Origin of the sequence: Pseudoalteromonas sp. OANN1, assembly GCF_024124685.1 — a bacterium.
In the GTDB taxonomy this organism is placed as follows: domain Bacteria; phylum Pseudomonadota; class Gammaproteobacteria; order Enterobacterales; family Alteromonadaceae; genus Pseudoalteromonas; species Pseudoalteromonas piscicida.
Genome location: NZ_JAMXSE010000014.1, coordinates 12,763 through 33,516 on the forward strand (window position 1 = coordinate 12,763; position 20,754 = coordinate 33,516).

Genomic DNA, 20,754 nt, shown 5'->3' on the forward strand with positions numbered 1-20,754 from the left:
TAGCGCGTTCTCGGATGTGACATTTGTAAGAATCTGTTACACCTTTAGAACAACTTTTTATAACTATCGAAAAACAGCGGAAATTATAAAGTAATTTCAAACAATTAAGCACCAAAACCTTTGATTTATAAAGGTCTTTCTAAGTGCGACTTTTGTGAGTTATATAACAATTTTTTCGGCTTTTTGTCACATTTATCTCCCTAGATCTGCTTAGTGACATGGTGAAGCTCAAGCGCTAGAACGATACAGCCTACCAATACGATAGCGAACAACAGATAGATCCCAAGCAGCGGACTCAAGATGCCAAACATACTCGCCACAACTAAAGACAAGAAAACAGCAATAAATACCGCGACTAACACGAGAGAAGCCCGGCTCCAACACTGCTCGATAAGAACATCGCGTACCTTAGCACCGACTAAACGCTTAATATTAAAGACTGGCGCATTCAATATGGCGGCGAAAGCGCCGCTCAATAACACAACTAGCATTAGATTTAGCCTATACCTCAATCGCCCCAATAGTTGATGCCATAATGTCATGCTTATCCCTTCCCTAATTCAGATGGGTTGATTAATGCATTGAGTGGCCTGCGAAGTATTTGTTGTAGTGAAAAGTACAAACACGAACTCGACACCAACACTATCCCCACTGCCGCAATCGAAAACTCTGCCACATTAAATGTTTGTTGAAAGTATGGCGACAATAATAAGCAACCAGTCAGGGCGATCATTAACGCAATACCTATGTGCTTAAAGTGGGTAGTAAGATCCTCTCGAGTTAGATCGCTGTGTTTGGCCCCCAGCACCATTTTCGTGCCGTAATAAGAAACCTTAAGTGATTGGCTATAACGAAAGACACCAAACAGGCCAATAATCACGAGCAGCAACGCCAACGCAAAGATAAACAGTGCTCCATAGGTAACCAAGGTATCAGTCAACAGGTATTGCTCACGCTGCGCTGTAAGTGATTTAAAACTAAAGATTTTCAATGCTGGATGAACTTGCGTAAGTAGCGCTGCAAAATGGGATTTAGTAACTGGCTGCTGAGTCTTAATTAACGCCGTATTACTTCCTTGTACTGCTCGATACACATGGGGCAGTGCGGGTTCGCCTGGCACGGCTAAATCAGCAACGACACCAATAATTTCAAATGCCGCATCTTGGTCTGTAATGTTAAAACTCAAGCGCTTGCCTAGCGCTTTTTCCTCTCCACCTAGTTGCTCGGCAAAGGTTTTATTGATAATTAACTGCTGCTCACCGCGGCGCACCGCTTCACTATCGAAAAACTGACCTTGAAGTAACGGTAAAGAAAAAAATTCAAGATAACCACTATCCACAACTCGGCCAACTGGATGCACGCGTTCGAGCGTCTCGACTTCTTGCAATGACCAAGTGCCAACGCCTTGCCCGATGGGTGAACGGCTTCGACTCACCGCGATAACTTCTGCGGTATTCGCTAGGGCTTCACCGGCTTGACGCATGACTTCTCGGTATTCGTCTCTCGGCATTGTGTCAGGAGCATAAAACGTGACTTCGTACTTATTCTTGAGATCTACCGCATAAGCATTTTTGAGATGAGAGATGGCAACAACACCGACATTAAAGCAGAAGAAGGTCAAGATAATAGAAATACTTAACTGACTCACCGCCATGATCCGTTGTACTCGCTCACTCACAACAACGGTATTCCCCTTACCGCTTTGTTTTAGCATGTGCGTTAAGTGACGAAAGCGTATTGCTGACATTCCAGCTAACAACAATAACCAGCTCGTCAATAAAGCGACCAATCCCAGTGCAAGCACACTTTGCCAAGTTAACGAAATCAGCTGCGCTTGCGGCAACAATCCCACTAGCTCTTTCTGTAGCCACTGGCAGATAACATAAGACGCGCCAATTGCAACCACGAGTGATACGAAGCAAAGTATTAGCAGCGGTAACCACTGCATCAGCGCAATATCTCTTATTTTTGCTCCCACCACCGCCTGAATTGCCAGCCGGCGCTGGATTTGACTGAGTCTCGCAAGGTATAAATTACTGATATTTAATAGCGCTATACCAAGTAAACCAAGCGATACCACAAACATTCCAAATAACAATAAGGGAGACTTACCGAGCATAATTGATTTCAACGACACTGCGCGAATGCCAATATGCCACTTCGCAAAATACTCACTGTCGCTCACTTTGCTGCGCCAAAGTGTGTTCATTTCGTTGGAAAGCGAGAGGCTGACTTGTTCATGCTCCATCCCTGTAGCCAGTTTACCCACCATCAAGTTAAGCGCATAACGGTTCCACCAGTAAGGTTTAGCTTCCTCTGAGGTTAGGTTGTATTGCCAAGGTAGCCATACCGCAGTGTTGTGCATCAGCTTTTTTAAGTTAGGTTCATAAAACCGCTCTGCCGCCACCCCGACAATCGTGAACTCTCGCTCATCCAGACGCAGCGTTTTATTTAAGATATCAGGATCGCCATTGAAGTGACTTTGCCAAGCTTGAAAGCTCAGCACTGCAACAGGGTTGCTCTCATCGACAGATTCAGTAATAACCCGCCCCATCGCAAGCGGCATATCAAAAATACTAAACCACTGTGGCGAGACATAAGCTGATTCAACTTGAGGCGTATCAGCATCTGAGGTAAGTAACTGCTCGGCATAATGCACCATCGCCAGTTGCTCCATTGCGACTGGTTTATGCTCGTATAAATGCATCAATGATGGGTAGTTAAAGGCTTCGCTGCTCTCGTTACCATTTTCATCAAACATCGGGTATTCAAGTTTAACAATACGCTCTGCGTCCGGGTATGGTAGAGGTGAGAAATACAGGCTATGTAACATCCCCATCGCGACCAGCATCACAACGAATACGCAGCTCAGCGTAGTCACCACACTAACATGGTAAATATTTGCACGGCCTAAGTTGAACACTTGCATGGTGCCCTCTCTATGCTCGTTGACTAACAGATTGAGCAGAAGCGACGGTACCTAACAGCTCACCATCAAACAATTTCACCTGCCTTGGAGCCATATCGGCATAACGTGGATCGTGCGTCACCATACAAACTGTGGTGCCTTGCTGATGCAATTCAGCGATTAATTGCATCACCTGATCGCCACTTTTCGAATCTAAATTACCTGTCGGTTCGTCCACCAGTAGAATACTTGGCTCGGTCACCAAAGCACGAGCAATCGCGACACGCTGCTGCTGCCCGCCTGATAGCTGATTTGGCTTATGTTGAACGCGATGCGACAGTCCAACCTTTTGTAAACAAGACTCGACTCGCTGCTTTACTTCAACCTTACTCAGCTTTTCAGAGCGATACTTTAGGGGTAAAGCAACGTTATCGAATACCGAAATTTCATCAATGAGATTAAAAGCCTGAAAGACAAACCCAATATGCTCATTGCGAAGCTCAGCGGCTTGATCAAGCGTCAGCGTTGTCACATCATGAGCACCAATCGTATAACTACCACTTGTCGCTTGGTCAATTAAACCAATGATGGATAACAAAGTAGATTTGCCACAACCAGATGGGCCAGAGATCGAAATAAAATCGCCTTTTGCTATTTCCAGTGAAATATTTCTCAGTGCGTGTGTTTGCAGCTCTTCGGTTTCGAACACTTTATTAATATTTTTAAGCACTATCATTTTGATATTCCTACTCTAATAAGATTGTCTCATCTAGACTGGCAAGATAGGCTAGATCAGAAATGATTAATCGTCTCCCGGCTTCAACGCCAGAATCTATAACAATATATTTCCCAGTTGAAGCACCAAAAGTGATTTCTATCGGCTTTGCGGTGTCATCACTAGTCAGTGCAAATAAGGTCTGCGTTTGATTATCTTTGGCATTGGCGGGACGTTGTACATAAGTGGCATTGGCAAGATGCTTAATGGCGATGCTGGCAGAAATGCTCAGCTGCGCTCGCGCCTGCTTCGGTAAAGCATTTGGTAAACTCACTTCTACTTCCACGCTATTGTTTGTCACCACCGGGTCAACTCGGATCACTTCGCCTTTTACTTTATTGGCTTGCATGTTCACCATCACATATTGCCCAGTTTCAACCCAGCGCACTTGGGATTGTGGCACAGACAATACCGCCACCAACGACTGGTTAGAGCCAATTAATGCTAACTCGTCACCAACATTGACTCGTTGCCCAAGCGCCAGAGGCATTCGCTCAATAACCCCTGAGGTACTAGCTCTAATCTCTAGTTGTTGTTGTTTTTCTAGTAAGTTATTGAGTTCTTGCTCGCGAATGTTAATTTCTTCGTTGGCAAGGGTAAGCGCCGAACCATGCAGTGCTTGCAGCTGTTTAGCTTGCTCTTCTAGCATGGTAATTTCATGTTGTAAGGTACTCAAACTAGTTTCAGTTTGGGCAAAATTAAGCGCGGAAATAATGCCTTGTTGTGCAAGGTTTTGCTCAGCACGATGACGCAACACTAAGGTTTTTAACTCCCCCCGCTTTTGCATCAGCTGTTTTTGTTCGTTTAACTGCTCCCTTTGCTGAGAGAGTAGCAGCTGCTCTTTTATTGCCCACGACTGACGCAAAGCTTGTTTGGCTTGCTGAACTTGCAACACCAGATCAGGACTCATGAGCTCAGCAATCACATCACCTTTACGAATAATTGCGCCCGCTTTGTGATGGATCACCTTAACAATGGCCGCACTTTGCGCGTTTAACAAAAACTGCTCAGCACTACGTAACTCTCCAAAGCTGTCTACTGACAACGTAAGCGGACCTTGTTTCACCTCCGCGACCAGTATTTCAGCGCGCATCACACTGGAATGAGATGCCCATTGTTGCCACAGCAAATAGACAACTATCACCGCCATTAAACAGACAACAACGATGTAATGTGTGGTTTTTTTTTGCTTTGCCGGTTTGACTAGATCCATTTCCCCTCCTAACTGACTACGCACTAAGAGCGAGAACTATGCCAAATTAAAAAGATTTTTAAATTTCAATACATTAAGAAAGAATAAAATACCCAACATTGCTACTTTTTCGAAATCGGACATAGCTTTTCGGAATCGAACAGACGTTTTAACTTAGTTGCAAGTCTGTCGTTTATCTTTTGTTACATTCATTTTACCTTGAGTTTCTGACAGGCTCTGATGTTTTGGGTACACTCGAGTTTTTACTATTTCGAGTCAACATTATGAAGAAAACGGCATTAAGCATTGCCCTCGCGCTCACCTTTGCAAGCGCCCCAAGCTTTGCTAAAAAAGACAAAAAAGAAGAAGAAAAAACCATCGCTTCAATTATCGAAAATAAAACCAGTATTGATGGCCTTTTCCCACTTTATCAGGACAAAGAAAGTGGCGAGTATTTAATGCAGCTCAATGAGTCGCAACTCAACACTCCTTTCTTGTACTTCGCACATACTGTTGACGGCGTTACCGATGCTGGTCATTTTCGAGGTAATTACCGCGAAACTAAACTGATTGAATTTAGAAAGCACTTTGACCGCATTGATATTATCAGCAAAACACCGCGTTTTATTTTTGATGAAAACTCAGCCATCGCCAACGCGAGCGATGCCAACATCAGTGAAGCCGTACTCGCCAGTATCGAAATTGAAAAAGCCGAAGATGGTAAAATTTTATTCAAAGCGGATAAGCTATTTTTAAGTGAGTCACTACACAAAGTATCTCCTTGGAAACGTGTGGATGACAAAAACGCAAGCAAACGTTTTGCCCTTGGCAAATTAGACGATAAGAAATCTCGAATCGTTAAGCACCGTCCATACAGCAACAACTTAGATATCGTTGTTGATTATGTCTTTAGTAACCCAGACCCAAAAGTTGCAGGCTCAAATGCAGTGACAGACTCACGTTTTGTCTCGCTAAAAGTACAACATAGCTTTGTCGCCCTGCCAGACAATAGCTACCAGCCTCGCTACGATGACGCACGTATCGGTTATTTCACCAATCAGTTTGACGTGCAAACATCACCAGATTGGGCGCCGTATAAAGACGTTATTAAGCGTTGGAACTTAGTGAAAAAAGACCCGAGCGCAGCGCTTTCTGAACCTGTTGAACCAATCGTATGGTGGATTGAAAACACCACGCCAGTCGAATGGCGTGACACGGTTCGCGATGGTGTACTAGGATGGAATAGCGCGTTTGAGAAAATCGGCTTTAAAAATGCCATTGTGGTTAAAGTACAGCCTGACGACGCTACTTGGGATGCAGGCGATATCAACTACAATGTCCTACGCTGGACTTCATCACCTCGCCCACCGTTTGGCGGCTATGGTCCGGCAACTGCCAACCCGCTTACTGGCCAAATTCTTGGTTCCGATATCATGCTAGAGTATGTATTTATGCGTAACCGCTGGATGTATGACTCACTCTACTCTCAAGGTCAAATGAGCCATGGAGCTGAGGCATCAAGCGATACATTACACTGTTCGCTTGGACATGAAATGCAAGGTCAATTGATGACGGCAAGCCTAGCAACAGGTGCTGACATCGAACGCAAAGAAATGCTACGACAGGGCTTAGTACAGTTGGTTCTTCACGAAGTAGGACACACCTTAGGCCTAAACCATAACATGAAGTCTTCAATTTTGTGGGGCCCTAAAGAAGTACACGACAAGTCAAAAACACAAGGTATCGTAACAGGCTCTGTGATGGACTACGCGCCAGCTAACATCGCCCCACCAGGCGTTGAGCAAGGTGATATCTTCCAAACCAAACCGGGTCCATATGATGACTGGGCGATAGAATTTGGCTATAGCACGGCACTTAACGATGACACCCAAGAGCAACAGCGCCTTGAAAAAATCTTATCTCGCTCAGGCGAGCATGGCTTAGCTTTTGGTAACGATGCCGACGATATGCGTGCGCCGGGCCGTCATATTGATCCTCGCGTGATGATTGGTGACTTATCGTCCGATCCAGTAACATACGGCGTTGACCGCATGACCCTGATCAACCATCTATTCACCGAACTAAAAGACAAAGCACGTGTTGATGGTCAGTCTAACCAACAGTTATTAACCTCTGCAAATATGCTGTTTGGTCAATACCGTGGTCAAGCAACTGTGATTTCACGCCAAATTGGCGGTGTATACGTTGAGCGCAGCGTAGTGGGTACAGAAGGTGAAACGAAACCATTTACACCAGTACCACTTGCGCGCCAAAAAGCAGCAATGACCGCGCTAAAGGAAATGGTTTTCGCACCGACCGTGCTTGAAAATATGCAGCCTCTTTATAACTACATGCAAGCACAGCGCCGTGGCTTTAACCACTATGGTAAGAACGAAGATCCTAAAGTCCATAAGATGGTACTTGGCATGCAAAAGTCGGTACTAGACCAGGTACTACACGCGAATGTATTACAACGTATCAGCGACTCTGCGTACTATGGTAACGAATACAGCCTAAACGAGGTTATGAACGAGCTGACCGCCGCTATTTTCGTTGCCGATAAGAATGCAACTACCTTAAGCCAGAACCTACAAATTGAGTACGTTTCTCGCTTAATTAATGTTGCAGGGTTGAGCAAAGCGAGCAAATACGACAATTTGGCAAAAGCCGCTGCACTATTCCAACTGCAGAGTATTTTGGATAAGAGCACAGCTTGGGGTGCCGATCAGGCAACTAAGGCACATAAAGCGTATATTGACCGTATGATCACAAAAGCGCTAGAAGCGTAACTCGAAAATTTTTGTATTACGCGAGTGAAATGAGCGAAAACGTTAAGGGCTAGCAATTTGCTAGCCCTTGTTTTGTCTGGTTATATCACTAAGCTAAAGCAGGTTTCGAGCGATAGTGCTGAATACAACCTAATTGCGCCGCATTAGTCAGTAAAATCATCACAAACATCAACACGTGAGCGACGCTAACATGACCTAAGCTCAGTTCAGCAGCCAACCCAATTCCTCCCGCTAAAAACTGCAGTGAGAAATACCTAGCGCTTAAGTTAGAGACATCACCGCTTTTAATCGTTTTATAGGTTTGTGGCATGACTCGAATTGAACTCATCACTAGCCCTAAGTAAGTTAACGCATTTAATAACGCAGCAGCTTCGACGTTCTTTGCCAATAAAAGCCCAAATGGCAACGTCGACAAACCAAGCAAAAGTGCTAATTGATTACGCTGTTTCGAGCTTGCGTTGTACCGAATAAAATAATATAAAATAAGTGCACTTAAAGAGCCTGTAATAACAAAAGGTAGCACCATAAAAAAACGTTCAAAGAAAACGTTGTAGGCAATAAAGTAAGAGCTTTGTGCAACACCAAAACTCATCATTAACAGTGATACACCTGACACACTGCGATTTTTACGGATCTTCCTAATCAAAGGAACAAAGCTTAAAACCAAAACGAAAGAAGAAACGATCGGTAAATATTCGCTCAATGCCAACTCCAAATGTCTAAATTGTTGCTAAGTTAAAGTGCTGTAAAACCTTTAAAAACACATTGTAAATTTATGATTTTTAAGGTTTTATTTTTGAAGGCGCGCATTTTAAGAGCTAACTTTTAAAATACAACTGGACGCCTAACATCCAACCTTGAATAGATGGCAAGGCTGGAATACAGGTGTATATAAATAAATACAAGGAATTACTATGAAGTGGCTATTCATTATACTTACTAGCATTGGCTTGAGCGGATGCAATTCCACTCACACCACTACAGCAGACATGAGACAGAAGGTAGATGTAACTTCTCTATTCAACCACTCTCTTTTTGCGCTGAAATCAGTTCCTTCAGAACAACAAATCTTCACTTTACCTAAGCAAGAAGCAGAAGCTTTATTAACCTATGTTGAGCGGTTCAGAGGTAAAAATGTAACCAAAGACGAAATTCTTGGTAATTTCCTTCAGGCAAAAATTGGCCACTTTTCTTACGACGGTGAAACATTCATAGCCAGTGAATTGCTAAATCAGCAGTCCGGAAATTGCATTTCTCTAGCTATATTATCTCAGGCTTATGCCAATATTCTCGGTATTGAAACTAGTTACGCCAAAGTCGATAGCTTTCCAATCTATCAAAAAAATCAAAATTTCGTACTCACCTCAAGTCATTTTAAGACAAAACTAATTACACCAAAGGAAGAATTAGCAACTCTAAATAACAGACTTTCCTTTAGCGGAACTGTTGTTGATTATTTCCCTGAGCAGGATAGTGTATTCTCAGGGAATGCACAGTATGAAGATTTAGTCGCAAAGTTTTATACCAATTTGGCCGTTTCCGCTTTGTTGGAAGCTGACTATGATATGAGTTATTCTTTATTGTCTGCTGCGCTCAAATACGCCCCAAGAGACGCTGAAGCTATCAATATTGCCGCACTGTTACATAAGCATGTTGGTGATAGAAATAGTGCGAAGCAAATCTATGATTATGCCTTCAACAATCACCTCACCAGCACCAATTTGTTATTGAATTACCTTAACTATATTCCCAAAGACCAAACTAATCTCAAGAATATGATCCTAGCGGAGCTTGAACAAAGCCCTACTTCCCCTTTCGATACCCTCTCGTTAGCTTCGAGCTACATAAAGCAACAGCGCTATAAAAAAGCCAAGGAGCTTATTGAACCTTTATTGTTGAATTATCATTACTTGCCGGAAGTTTATGTCGAGCTCGGGAAAATTGCTTATTTAGAGCAAAGATACCAAACCGCATCTGAATACTTCGAGCAAGCAGTCAATAAGTCCAGAGAGCAGTATAAAAAGGACCTATACACCGCCAAGCAAAAAATGTTGAACCATTTATTGGTTCGTAATGAGGATATAAAATAAGGAATGACATAAGTTAAGTAAAACTTATGTTAAAATAATATATATAAAACTTTACAAAACACATTATTGTTTCTATTTTGGTGTGTGGATGTTCAAAAAACATACCACCAACTAGTCGTGCTCAACAGTGCACCCAAGGCTTGGTTCGGTATTGAACGACGCCCAACTTTTTATCTCAAGTTGGATAACCACACACTCAAAAGGAATAACAATGAAACGACACATTCTTGTCACAGCATTAGGTTTAGCATCTGGTATCGCGATGGCACAAGCGCCATTAACGGAAGCTCAGATGATGGAATATACCAGCAAAGCTAGCAAAGCAATGATTGGTAAAAAGTACGATCTCAACCTTCCACTTATTACTCAAAACAGTGCTAAAAATACTTCAACGTCTACACAGACCATTGTGCAAACGGTTTCACACCCAGATGCAAGCTACATCAAACTACACTTTAAGAACCTCAATCTTGCAAGCGGCGGTAAACTCGTTGTTCGCTCGGAGGATAGTGGCGAGCGCTATGAATATACCCAAGCAAACCTCCGCGCTGCAACAGTTGATCCAAACCTCGGCGATGACGGCGTTAAACAGTTTTCTGCTATGTCAGTCTCTGCTGATAAAGTCATCATTGAATATACCCCAGGCCAAGGTAATGCTGGCAAAACACCCGAAATCGATTTTTACTATCATGGTACTGAAGGACAAGCAACTGTTGAGGGCTTGACCGATGTGACGCCCATGTCAACTTGTGGCGCAATGGAACGTAAAGACGTGCAGTGCTGGGCGCAATCGCACCCGGTGGAATTCGAGCGTTCACGTCCAGTCGCCAGACTGCTCATGAACGGCAGTGGTTTATGTACGGGTTGGCGCGTTGGTGCCGATAACCGCATGTTTACCAATAATCACTGTGTGGGATCAGCATCAGAGCTGGCGAATACTGAGGTATGGTTTAACTATCAAAGCACGAGCTGTAACGGCAGCCAGCGCGAGACTGTGGTAAAGGTCACAGGTAAAGACTTCCTTAAAACAGATTACACGCTAGATTATACGCTGTTTACCATCAATGATTTCGCTAAGGCCCAGCCGTTTGGTTACTTTGGCTTAGATGTGCGTAATCCATCGCAGGGCGAGCGTATTTACATACCTCAGCATGGTTCAGGTAACCCTAAAGAGCTGTCGATTGAGTCTGATCAAGACACCAATGGACTATGCTCTGTGAACCAAGCAACGGCGAATGGTCGAGGTACTGGTACAGATATAGGCTATTACTGCGACACTATTGGTGGCTCATCAGGTTCACCAGTACTTGCAGCCTCAACCAATAATGTTGTTGCGCTACACCACTTAGGTGGATGTACCAATAAAGGCGCTAAAATTAGCTTAATTTGGCCTCAGGTTTCGACTCACTTTGGTGGCCAAATTCCTGTTGGTGATAACGGCACGACCGATCCATTGCCTGTTGCGTTATTTACTTACAGCTGTAATGACCTAAGCTGCAGCTTCGATGGTTCAGGATCTAGTTCACCAAATGGTTCTATTACACAGCATAGTTGGCAGTTTGGTGACGGCGCATCCGCTTCAGGTGCGCAAACTTCACATAGCTTCACAAACTCTGGCAGCTATACCGTAGAACTCACCGTGACAGATAGTAATGGCGACACCGCGTCAACAACACAACAAGTTGCCGTGACGCTACCAGGTGAAGAGCAAAAGCTTATCAAAGGAGTTGCAAAAACGGGGCTTTCTGGAGCGAGAAACAGTGAGATATTCTTCTATTATGATGCACCTGCAGGCGCGAATACAGTGACATTTAACACAAGCGGTGGCACTGGTGATGCTGATATGTACGTGCTCAAAGGCACAGAACCCACAACCAGTAATTGGACTTGTCGCCCTTATCGCTCTGGCAATACTGAATCTTGCAGCCTCAATGAAGGGGCTGGGCGTTATTGGGTGATGATCCGCGGATATAATGCATACTCAGGTTTGCAAATCGTAGCAGATCACAACTAGCCAAACTTCGAATAAACAAACTGAATGATTTGCGGGGGCTCGCCCCCGCTTTTTTGATAGCAATCTTCAGCGATTACCTACAACTCATACCAAACACTAAACCAAACACGGTTTTCATTGGTCATGTTACGCCCCTCTATACGACCCACTCCAGCACTAAACTGCAGATCGGTTAATCCTGCGGGAGCAAAATCAGCGGCCTTGTCTAATATCACTCGAGACAAAGGTAAGCGCATCTTAATACCGTAATTTTGCCCAATTACTTCTCCTTCTAACTGATGCTGCTTATAAAATAACTTAGGTTTACCCTGCTGCCATGAAGTTGCAAATTCATAGCCTAAATAGCGGCTTCCCGTAGCAAATAGATGCGGTAACATAGGTTCGCTGACAGCATGTAAACTGTTACTAATGCTAGTGCTGGTATGCGCTCCACCACCCACAGATAGAGGCAATTCGCTGCTGTAGCGGCTATCGACCGATGCGTAGAATGGAATTTGCCATGCTTTAGCGAACAGATTCACCTGATAATCAAAACCATCTAATTCACCTAGCCACTGAGCTGCAGAGACTTGCAGTGCTACACCATGCTGCTGCGTATCCCACATTGCACGACCGTTAAAGCCATAACGCCCGCCGTTCCATGTCTTTTCACCATGTTGCACACGAATAACACCCAATTCGGGAGCGAGGTAGTTCAACGCTTCACCAAAACGATAGCTAGATGACAAGGCAAATTGCTTAAAGCTGCTCTCATTCGAGGTATTAGCTTGTGGCGAGCGAGACTGCTTATCCGCTTCTAGCTCTTGATATCCAGCATCAAACGTCGTTTTCCAGTTTTCATGACGATATTCAAGTTGGGCAAATGCGCCCATCAACGCGCCATTATTCATACTTTTCTCGGCTCCAAGCTGCCAAGCAAGTTGGCGCAGCACATCCTGCCCTTTTAGTGACACGCCCAAACTATCAAAGGAGGCGCTATTTAATGCGCCAGATAAGGCGATAGAATAAGACTGTTCGAACACAGAATAATCAGAACTGGGCAGCACAGTTTGGTCTATCTTAGCCGCAGGTAATTGATGGGGATGCAGCTCTTTTTGTTCCGCCTCATCCACTTGCTCCAACACGCTCACAGTGCGCCAAGCCGGAGAAACTATTTTGTTAACCTTAACACCTTCAGGGGTCGCATAGCTCACCAGTAACTGCTGTGAATGGGTAATAATTTGCTCAAGCGGTTTAGCACTTGCAGGTAAGGTCTCAAGTACTTTACTTTCCACATCATAACGCATCACCGCTAAGTGGCCTGCGACTCCGGAAATAAAGTACAGCTTGTCATCATCATGAGACCAAGTTAACCCCGAAAGGTATTGATGTGACTTGGGTAAGTAGACGATTTCGGTTGTATCGTGGCTAAGATCTTTAACAACAAGCTGCCAGCGTTTATTAGGAGTAACATGCACATAAGCTAATGTCGTCTTTTTATTAGAAAGCACGGGAAAGTCATGGACATCACCAAGCTTACTTGTGGTGATTGGCACTTGCTTGCCTGAGTCCAACTCCATGATCACTAGCTGTGAGTAACCCAAACGGGACACCTCCGCAATAACGGTATTAGCATCAACAATACTAAAGCGGCGAATACCCGCGCCTTCGGTTAGTTGTTTAGGCTTTCCAGTACCAACTTTCCAGACAAATAAATCATTAATAAAGCTATCGTCTGCAGCCGGCGTTTTTGCAACGAAGTAAATATGGCTGTCATTCAGCCATTGGGGGTAATAGATACCAGCAAAATTATGAGCATTAAGCTGCGCGAGTCGCTTCTTTGGAAAGACTTCAGGTGCGATATCCACAATATCTTTAGGATCGGCATTTAATATCGCTTCATTGCGCTTATTAAATTGCTCAATGGCTTCTACATTTTCTTTGCTTTCGTAGATATTGAGTGTGACTTGGCGTTTACGATTTTGCTCTACCACCAAAAACTGACTGCCATCTGGAGAGAACGCGATATCTCGAGCAGCATACGCAAACTGCTGCCAAAGTTCACTCTGTGTCGGGATCAAGGCTTTCTCTTGCTGCATGGCCTGATAGCTATATTCAACAATAAAGCGACGATATAACTGGCTGGCTGGCGCTCCAAAAGCCCCACTAAATGCGGTTTCAAAACTGCGAGATTCCACCGCCTGCACTCTTGTCCACACGGCATCTAACGTCTGTGCGCCATAATTATCCTCAAGCCATGCTAGAAAACGTACGCCGACTAAGTACGCCATGGAATTGGAAAGGTAAGACTTGTCGCCATCATCTAAAGCGCTATAGGTCGGTAATGCGCCTTGCTGCGCGTAATAACGCACAATGCTCTCACTATAGTTATCGTACAAACGTCCTCGCCCCGTTAATCTAGACTCCAGCAAGGTCGCATAGCCTTCGCTGACCCAACGCGGTAATACCGCATCGAGCAAGTCGGTAATATCGTGCCAATCTCTGAGATGTTGTCGCCATTGGTTACGGCTAGGCTGTGATAGATGAACGAGATGAATATATTCGTGCAAAATGAGCAACTGCTGCCAACTGGTGTTATTTGCGATGACGGAATCAGCTTGAGGCGGCGTTGCTTGCAGTGCCATCATTGGTTTATCTGTGCTGGGTAATGCAAAGCCATTGGCCGCATTTTCTGGATCGTAAATAATCACATCAGCACGTTCACTCAAGGCTCTACCTTGTTGTGCCAGCACTTTATCTCGCACTACCTCCAGCTCATTTGCTGCAGAATACGCCCATTGCTGAAGCGACTGAGGATAATGCACATTGAAGTTTTCAGTTTTGATGGTTTGCCACTTAGCCTGTAAACCAAAGCTAGTAAAAGCAACAAAAATTATCAGTAGCGCTCGCATTACCTTTCCTAAATAAATTCAGTTGCGCTAGCTTAACAAGAGATGTAAAGAAAAAGTGTGCTTTTTAGTAACAATTTCTTGCGCACGTTACACCTTAAAACGTCTATTTTGAGGCAAGCAAGATATGAGTTGCTCTAAGTGCACGTAATTTTTCAGTGCTTTTGTGGCTGTGCGAGGGTGATAAACAGGCTAAGTACCCCTAGTGACACAGCAAACACAAAAAATACCACGGTTGAACTCAACCCAGCCTGCCATTTTGCCGCAGCGATTAAACCCGCGCTCAATAACACCGCCAACTTTGCCTTGGTATGTGCATGTGGGTTGAATGATTTGGAGTAGCTATACGCCATAAAGATAAAGCCGCTGGCCAACAGATAAGTGACTAACATGGTAGCTCCTTGCCAAGGTTTTGAAGGAACTTTAATTATATGCTAATGATAATTATTATCAACAAGGTAAAGTGATTTTTATTAATCCACCTGGGTCGGTGTTGTGACAACTCAGTTGTCCATCGTGTAACTCCACAATGGTGCGACTAAAGGTTAACCCTATTCCCTGCCCACCTTCTTTGGTGGAATAGAAAGGTGTAAGCATGTTATCTAGGTTGGCAAAGCCTGGGCCATTGTCTTGCACATCAATCACCGCTTGTTGCTGCTGATAATAAGCATGTAGCGTCAACTTGGCATTTTCACCACAGGCCTCAATGGCATTTTTAATTAAGTTAATCAGCACTTGCTCAATTAAAGCTTTATCAAGATTGAGCGTATTCACGGTGCAATTTACTTGGATGTCGGTATCCTCAAATAGCGCAGCAACAGAAGACAGTAACAGCATGATAGAGACAGACTCACGATCTAACCTTGGGGTTTGCGTAACCTTAGCGTATTGGCTCACAAATTGTTGTAAATGCTGGCAACGCTGACCAATAACACTTAGCGCATGCTGCTCTTTTTCGTCCTTTGCTCTTGCCAATAAGGTTTGCGCTAAGGAGCTTACGGGTGTCAAACTGTTGTGGATCTCATGGCTTATTACTCGGATTAAATGTTGCCAAGCTGCCAGCTCCTTTTTACGTAATGCCTTAGTGATATCGAGTGCGACAAGTAAGGAAAACCGCTTACCTTCTTGAAAGAATTCACTGCTTTGCAGCTGCCACCGAGATTGCTGCGCTGTGTCTGCAAAATGCCAGTGATTATCTTGTTGCACAAGCCCAAACTGAGCCGCGCTTATGCCCTTACACTCTAACCAAGGGCGATGGTAAAGCAACTCAAATGCCCCATTGGCGTAGGCAAGTTTGAGTTTTTCGTCAAACATCATAATAGGCGTATTAAGGCTGTCTATTAGCTGATAAATGATAAATTGCTGACTATGATAGCGGCGCTTTTGACTGTGCAGCTGTGCACTTAAGGCCAGCAAGCGCTGTTCAAACTCAGCTACCACGCCCGCTGTATAATGTGGCTTAATGGTTTGAGTAAAATCACTTTGTGCAATCGCTTCTAGCTGCCAATTAGCACGCATAGCAATACGTTTAAGATGAGACAACAGTATTTGTTGTAGCCTGCCCAATAACCCCAGCACACTCACCGATACGGCAGCCACCCACGTTACCTCAAGCTGTAATTGCAGAAGCAGCAAAGTCAGTAAAACCGTACAGCTAATGGTCAACAGCGTACAGTAGGCCCCAAGTCGCCACTCGGCGCTAGCCAGATGTTTTAAGACCATATTTTTCCAAACGCCGATAAAGAGAAGAAGCCGTGAGCCCAAGTCTTTTAGCAGCTTCTGCGACATTGCCTTGAGCACGTTGCATCGCTTGCTCCACCATTTCTTGCTCCACTTGTTGCAAGGTCTTACTTGGCGTATCACTGGTCACTTTAGGTGCAGCGGTAAAGCGTAGTTGGCAATCACTGAGCTCAATCTGCAAGCCCTCCGCCATTAACACGGCACGCTCCATGACGTGACTTAACTCACGCACATTGCCGGGCCAAGCGTGTTCAATCAACGCAGCTTTAGCCGCTGGGCTAAGTTCACGAATTGGCTCACCATACTGCGCACAAAACTTAGCGACAAAATACTCAGCCAACGGCACGATATCGCCAAAACGCTCGGCGAGCCTCGGCACTTCAATCACAATCGTGTTGATGCGATATAACAAGTCTTCTCGGAACTCACCAGCTTTCACTAAAGCGTCTAGATTGGTATTGGTTGCGCAAATAAGGCGGCAATCCGCTTGTTGCGTCTGACTGCCACCCACAACTTCATAACTGCCATTTTCCAGCACCCGCAGTAATTTTGCTTGTAGAGGCAATGGAATAGTCGCAACTTCATCCAAAAATAATGTGCCCTGCTTTGCCATCGCAAAACGACCAACACGATGCTGCTTTGCATCTGTAAACGCCCCTTTGCTGTGACCAAACATCTCACTTTCGAATAATGACTCTGGCACTGCGCCCATATTCACCTCAACCCAAGGTCCTGCTGAACGATTAGACTGTTGGTGTAACCACTGAGCGAAATGACTTTTGCCCGCGCCACTTGGCCCAGTAAGCAGCACCCGAGCATCGGTTTTTGCTACTTTAGCAAGCTGCTTATATAAAGATTGCATCGCCTGAGAGCGCCATTGAAACGCGCCGCGCTCACTGTGTTTTGCTACGATACTCGCTTGCTTTAATGATATTTTGAGTTGTTGCTGCACGGCTTGCAGCAGCTGCTGATTGTCCCACGGCTTTTCGATAAAGTCGCTCGCACCAAGCTGCATTGCGGACACCGCTAACGCGACATTTCCCCAACCGGTAATACAGATCACAGGCACATTAAGGTTGGAGTCACGTAGCCAGCGCAAAAAGTCCAATCCTTCATTGCCTGAAGTGGTATCGCGGGAGAAGTTCATATCGAGCAAGGCTAATGACACTTGCTTAGCGCTGAGCAGTGGTTTGGCAAGCTCTAAGGTTGCCGCCTCAATTACATTGAAACCTTGGTCTTCTAAAAAGAATACAGCGCTGAGGCGTACTTCGGCGTTATCGTCAATAACCAGTATTGTGGACTTTTCCATAGGGAGAATTTTTATTCTTATGGGTTTCAGCGGAGCAAGGTGTGCTCCGCGAATATGAAATTATAACCAACGGATGATAGTACTTAGGGTATGGCTTTCACCCGGTGCAAGTTGCACGGCATCGTCCATTACGTTACAAGCTTCTAAGCACAACATCTTGTGGTATTCATCATCATTAAAGTTGCTTAAACGCTGTGATTTTTCAATCCATGGATTCCAAAGCACACAAGAAGTTGAGTTTTCACGTTTTACTTCAATAATGCCCGCAGGCGTGTTGATGGTTTGTACTGGGCTTGCTTGGGTGTATACCATATCGGTTTCGCGGGCAAAGCCAACCACTTCGGTTTGCTCAAATGGACCTTCATCAAACTCGATATATTTCGCGCCTTGTAACCCGTCTACCGTGGTATTACTTACTTCTGGCGTTGGGAAATACGTATGTAGGGCTTGCGTTAACGTAAATGGCGCATCACCAGTATTGGTATTCGTCAGTCGCACTTCAAGCTTGTCTGATAACACAAACTCGACCTCTAATTGTGACGTGTGTGGCCAGTATTGCGCTTCAACTAAAGTCATCGGTAGTGTGAGCTTAACGGTAATTTCATCGCTTTTTTCTTCAACGCTGTGCGCGCGCCAAAGTAGCTTGCGAGCAACCCCATGAATTGGCCAATCCGCTTTGCTATGAACGCCAAACCAAGGCCAACAGATTGGAATACCACCACGTACCGGTTTGCCTTCAAGGTAATCTTCCGCCTCAGAAACCCAAATTAAATTGCCTTTTCCTGCTGGTGTAAACTCGGTAAGTTGCGCACCCTGTAAAAAGATCTTTGCTTGGCAAAATGCACTGTCGACCCAAATATACTCAAGTCCGGACTCAGTGCGCTCGATTGAAACTGAAGGTGATAATTCCATGGTGATTCCTACGTCAACTCAATGATATGCCTACCTTACCACTTAAATACTACGAGTAAACTGTTATCCATCCAATTTGAAAGTTATTCAATTATACCAATGCGGTAGCACCGTGAGAGTGTTGCTCTCACGGTTTATGGAACGTGAGGGTTGGGCTAAAGCTATACTTTAAATTTGCCCACCAGCTCTGTGAGTGTGCTCGATAATGAATGTAATCTCACGCCATTTTGATTGGTATTCACAGCGATATCACTCACGCTATCCGCGGCATTTTTAATTTCCACCACGTTACGATTAATGTCTTCAGCAACATGTTGCTGCTCTTCAGCTGCGGTGGCGATTTGCGTGTTAAGGTCGCTAATATTGACAATCGCTTGGGTAATTTCACTAAATTGTTGTTGCGCTGAGTTTGTCAGTTCAACCGTTTTCTCCGTACGCGTTAGGCTGCGCTTCATTTCTCCCGACACCATTTCTGTCATTTTTCTAAGCTTATCAAGCTGAGAAGCGATTTCTTCCGTCGATTCAGAGGTACGCTGCGACAACGCTCGCACTTCATCGGCCACGACAGCAAAACCGCGGCCATGCTCACCTGCCCGTGCCGCCTCAATTGCCGCATTTAATGCCAAAAGATTGGTTTGCTCAGCTATGCCTCGGATCACGCTGAGTATCGACATAATATTTTCGCTTTCGGTGTCGAGCTGCATGATATCTGCGGTTGCCTTGTTGATCACTTCAGATAATGTTGTGACGCTCTCGACAGACTCTGTGATCACCCTTTGGCCCAGCTCAGATGCTTGCTGAGTTTGTCCTGCCAGCTCAGCCGCATTGGCGCAGCTTGCCGCCACTTCGTTTGCGGTTGCCGCCATCTCATTAATTGCGGTGGCAGCCATTTCAAGCGCTTGCTGTTGTTGACTGGTAGCGCCCGTGAGCTGATCAGACTGCGAAGCGGTTTGTCGTGAGGTTTCATTAACTTGCTGTGCACACTCATTAATTTGCGTCACCAACTCAGCAATGAGATTTAAAAACAAATTAAAGCTCGTCGCCAGTTTGCCCGTTTCATCCTGAGCTTTAATGTCTAAACGCTGAGTTAAATCACCACCGCCTTGCGAAATTTCAGTTAAGCCATCACTCACTTCTACAATGGGCGCTGAAATCAACTTAGAAATATAACTTGCTAGCAACAAAAATACGGTGATCAGGACGGCACTCAGAATCAAAATCGTCAGTGTCATCGCATTGGCTGCAGCCATTACCTCACTTTTTTCAACTAAACCAATAAACTTCCAGCCTAATTTGGGTGCTGTATAGATGTTGGCAAAATAGTCTTGCCCGTTAATTTCGAGCTCAAATAACCCATCCTTATTTTGAGCCAATTCACGATAGCGGCCATTAGCAATGTCTGCCAACTTTTTAAATCTATGTTCGGAGAACTTGGCATCGACCAACACATTTCCGGTGTCTTCCACTAGCATCAAATAGCCAGTCTCGCCCAACTTGATATTGCGGATGATTTTGGTCAACCCTTGTAGTGACACATCCATACCTTGGACACCCACGGTTTGACCATTGGCAGTTATCGCTTTTACCGTCGATACAATCACCATATCATCCGGCGCCCAATAATAAGCGCTGGTGCGGATCGTCTCGCCATTTCCTGATTGTCCTGTTTGATACCAAGGACGCTGTCTAGGGTCATAGTTTGCATTCACTTCACCTAGAGGCCATTGAATATAACCACCTTGCTGATTTCCCATATAGATATAGGCAATGCCGGGATGCGTGTTACCAAAGTGCTCAAATAACGAATATGCTGCTTGCTCTGTTTTGCTTCCAGCTTTGGAATTAAGTCGAGTGGTGCTGGTTGAATCCATATAAGTTTTTACGTCTTGCTGCGCACTCAAGACCTGCGCATGGGTTGCTAAATAGTCTACGTTTTTTGCAATTTCATCAAAAAACATCTGTATACCATTCTCAACCTGTAGCGCCTCTCGATCACTGAGCTCCGAGAAGGTCTCTATCCCCTGCTGCCGAGTTTGACTGATAATAAGCCCCGCAATGATTAACAAAGGAAGTGCAATTGCCGTTGCGAAAGACAGCTTTAATTTTTGCGATATATTCATGAATAAACACCATTTCA

Annotated in this window: 14 protein-coding genes; 3 read left to right on the forward strand and 11 right to left on the reverse strand. The window is 44.7% G+C overall.

The window, feature by feature from the left end:
- Positions 1-200: 200 nt before the first annotated feature.
- The 4 genes from NH462_RS12695 to NH462_RS12710 are packed head-to-tail and all read right to left on the reverse strand — an operon-like array spanning position 201 to position 4,896.
- Positions 201-542, reverse strand: coding sequence for a hypothetical protein (locus NH462_RS12695; protein ID WP_010376525.1), 342 nt, complete (start codon positions 540-542; stop codon positions 201-203).
- 2 nt (positions 543-544) lie between these two features.
- Positions 545-2,929 (reverse strand): ABC transporter permease, encoded by a 2,385-nt coding sequence (locus tag NH462_RS12700; protein ID WP_253105875.1) that lies wholly within the window; start codon positions 2,927-2,929, stop codon positions 545-547.
- Positions 2,930-2,939: 10 nt separating this feature from the next.
- On the reverse strand, positions 2,940-3,644 hold the full coding sequence (locus tag NH462_RS12705) for an ABC transporter ATP-binding protein (protein ID WP_017218294.1): 705 nt from the start codon (positions 3,642-3,644) through the stop codon (positions 2,940-2,942).
- A gap of 10 nt (positions 3,645-3,654) precedes the next feature.
- The gene (locus NH462_RS12710; RefSeq protein ID WP_010376533.1) at positions 3,655-4,896 is read right to left on the reverse strand and encodes an HlyD family efflux transporter periplasmic adaptor subunit; all 1,242 of its coding nucleotides are present in this window, start codon (positions 4,894-4,896) and stop codon (positions 3,655-3,657) included.
- A gap of 263 nt (positions 4,897-5,159) precedes the next feature.
- Between NH462_RS12710 and NH462_RS12715 the strand changes: the two genes are divergently transcribed.
- A complete protein-coding gene (locus NH462_RS12715) occupies positions 5,160-7,664 on the forward strand; it encodes a zinc-dependent metalloprotease (RefSeq protein ID WP_010376534.1) in 2,505 nt (834 codons plus the stop codon).
- An 88-nt stretch (positions 7,665-7,752) separates the two neighbouring features.
- Here NH462_RS12715 and NH462_RS12720 read toward each other — a convergent pair whose 3' ends face one another.
- On the reverse strand, positions 7,753-8,367 hold the full coding sequence (locus tag NH462_RS12720) for a PQ-loop repeat-containing protein (protein WP_010376536.1): 615 nt from the start codon (positions 8,365-8,367) through the stop codon (positions 7,753-7,755).
- 211 nt (positions 8,368-8,578) lie between these two features.
- Here NH462_RS12720 and NH462_RS12725 point away from each other — a divergent pair, with 211 nt between their 5' ends.
- Positions 8,579-9,754, forward strand: coding sequence for a hypothetical protein (locus NH462_RS12725; RefSeq protein WP_010376542.1), 1,176 nt, complete (start codon positions 8,579-8,581; stop codon positions 9,752-9,754).
- Between the two features lie 211 nt (positions 9,755-9,965).
- Complete coding sequence (locus NH462_RS12730; RefSeq protein ID WP_253105876.1) at positions 9,966-11,768, forward strand: PKD domain-containing protein; 1,803 nt, start codon at positions 9,966-9,968, stop codon at positions 11,766-11,768.
- Between the two features lie 77 nt (positions 11,769-11,845).
- On the opposite strand, the gene NH462_RS12735 is transcribed toward NH462_RS12730, so the two are convergent.
- From NH462_RS12735 to NH462_RS12760, 6 genes are all read right to left on the reverse strand, one after another.
- Positions 11,846-14,659, reverse strand: coding sequence for a hypothetical protein (locus tag NH462_RS12735; RefSeq protein WP_253105877.1), 2,814 nt, complete (start codon positions 14,657-14,659; stop codon positions 11,846-11,848).
- A gap of 152 nt (positions 14,660-14,811) precedes the next feature.
- On the reverse strand, positions 14,812-15,048 hold the full coding sequence (locus NH462_RS12740; RefSeq protein WP_010376548.1) for a hypothetical protein: 237 nt from the start codon (positions 15,046-15,048) through the stop codon (positions 14,812-14,814).
- 58 nt (positions 15,049-15,106) lie between these two features.
- Entirely contained in the window at positions 15,107-16,378 is a 1,272-nt protein-coding gene (locus NH462_RS12745; RefSeq protein WP_010376550.1) for an ATP-binding protein, read from the reverse strand.
- Positions 16,356-17,705, reverse strand: a complete 1,350-nt coding sequence (locus tag NH462_RS12750; RefSeq protein ID WP_253105878.1) for a sigma-54 dependent transcriptional regulator — start codon at positions 17,703-17,705, stop codon at positions 16,356-16,358. Before NH462_RS12750 ends, NH462_RS12745 begins: the two co-directional genes overlap by 23 nt.
- A gap of 60 nt (positions 17,706-17,765) precedes the next feature.
- Positions 17,766-18,617 carry a D-hexose-6-phosphate mutarotase gene (locus tag NH462_RS12755; RefSeq protein ID WP_010376554.1) on the reverse strand — a complete coding sequence of 284 codons (852 nt, stop codon included), beginning with the start codon at positions 18,615-18,617 and terminating at the stop codon, positions 17,766-17,768.
- 161 nt (positions 18,618-18,778) lie between these two features.
- Complete coding sequence (locus NH462_RS12760; RefSeq protein ID WP_010376557.1) at positions 18,779-20,737, reverse strand: methyl-accepting chemotaxis protein; 1,959 nt, start codon at positions 20,735-20,737, stop codon at positions 18,779-18,781.
- Between the last annotated feature and the right edge of the window lie 17 nt (positions 20,738-20,754).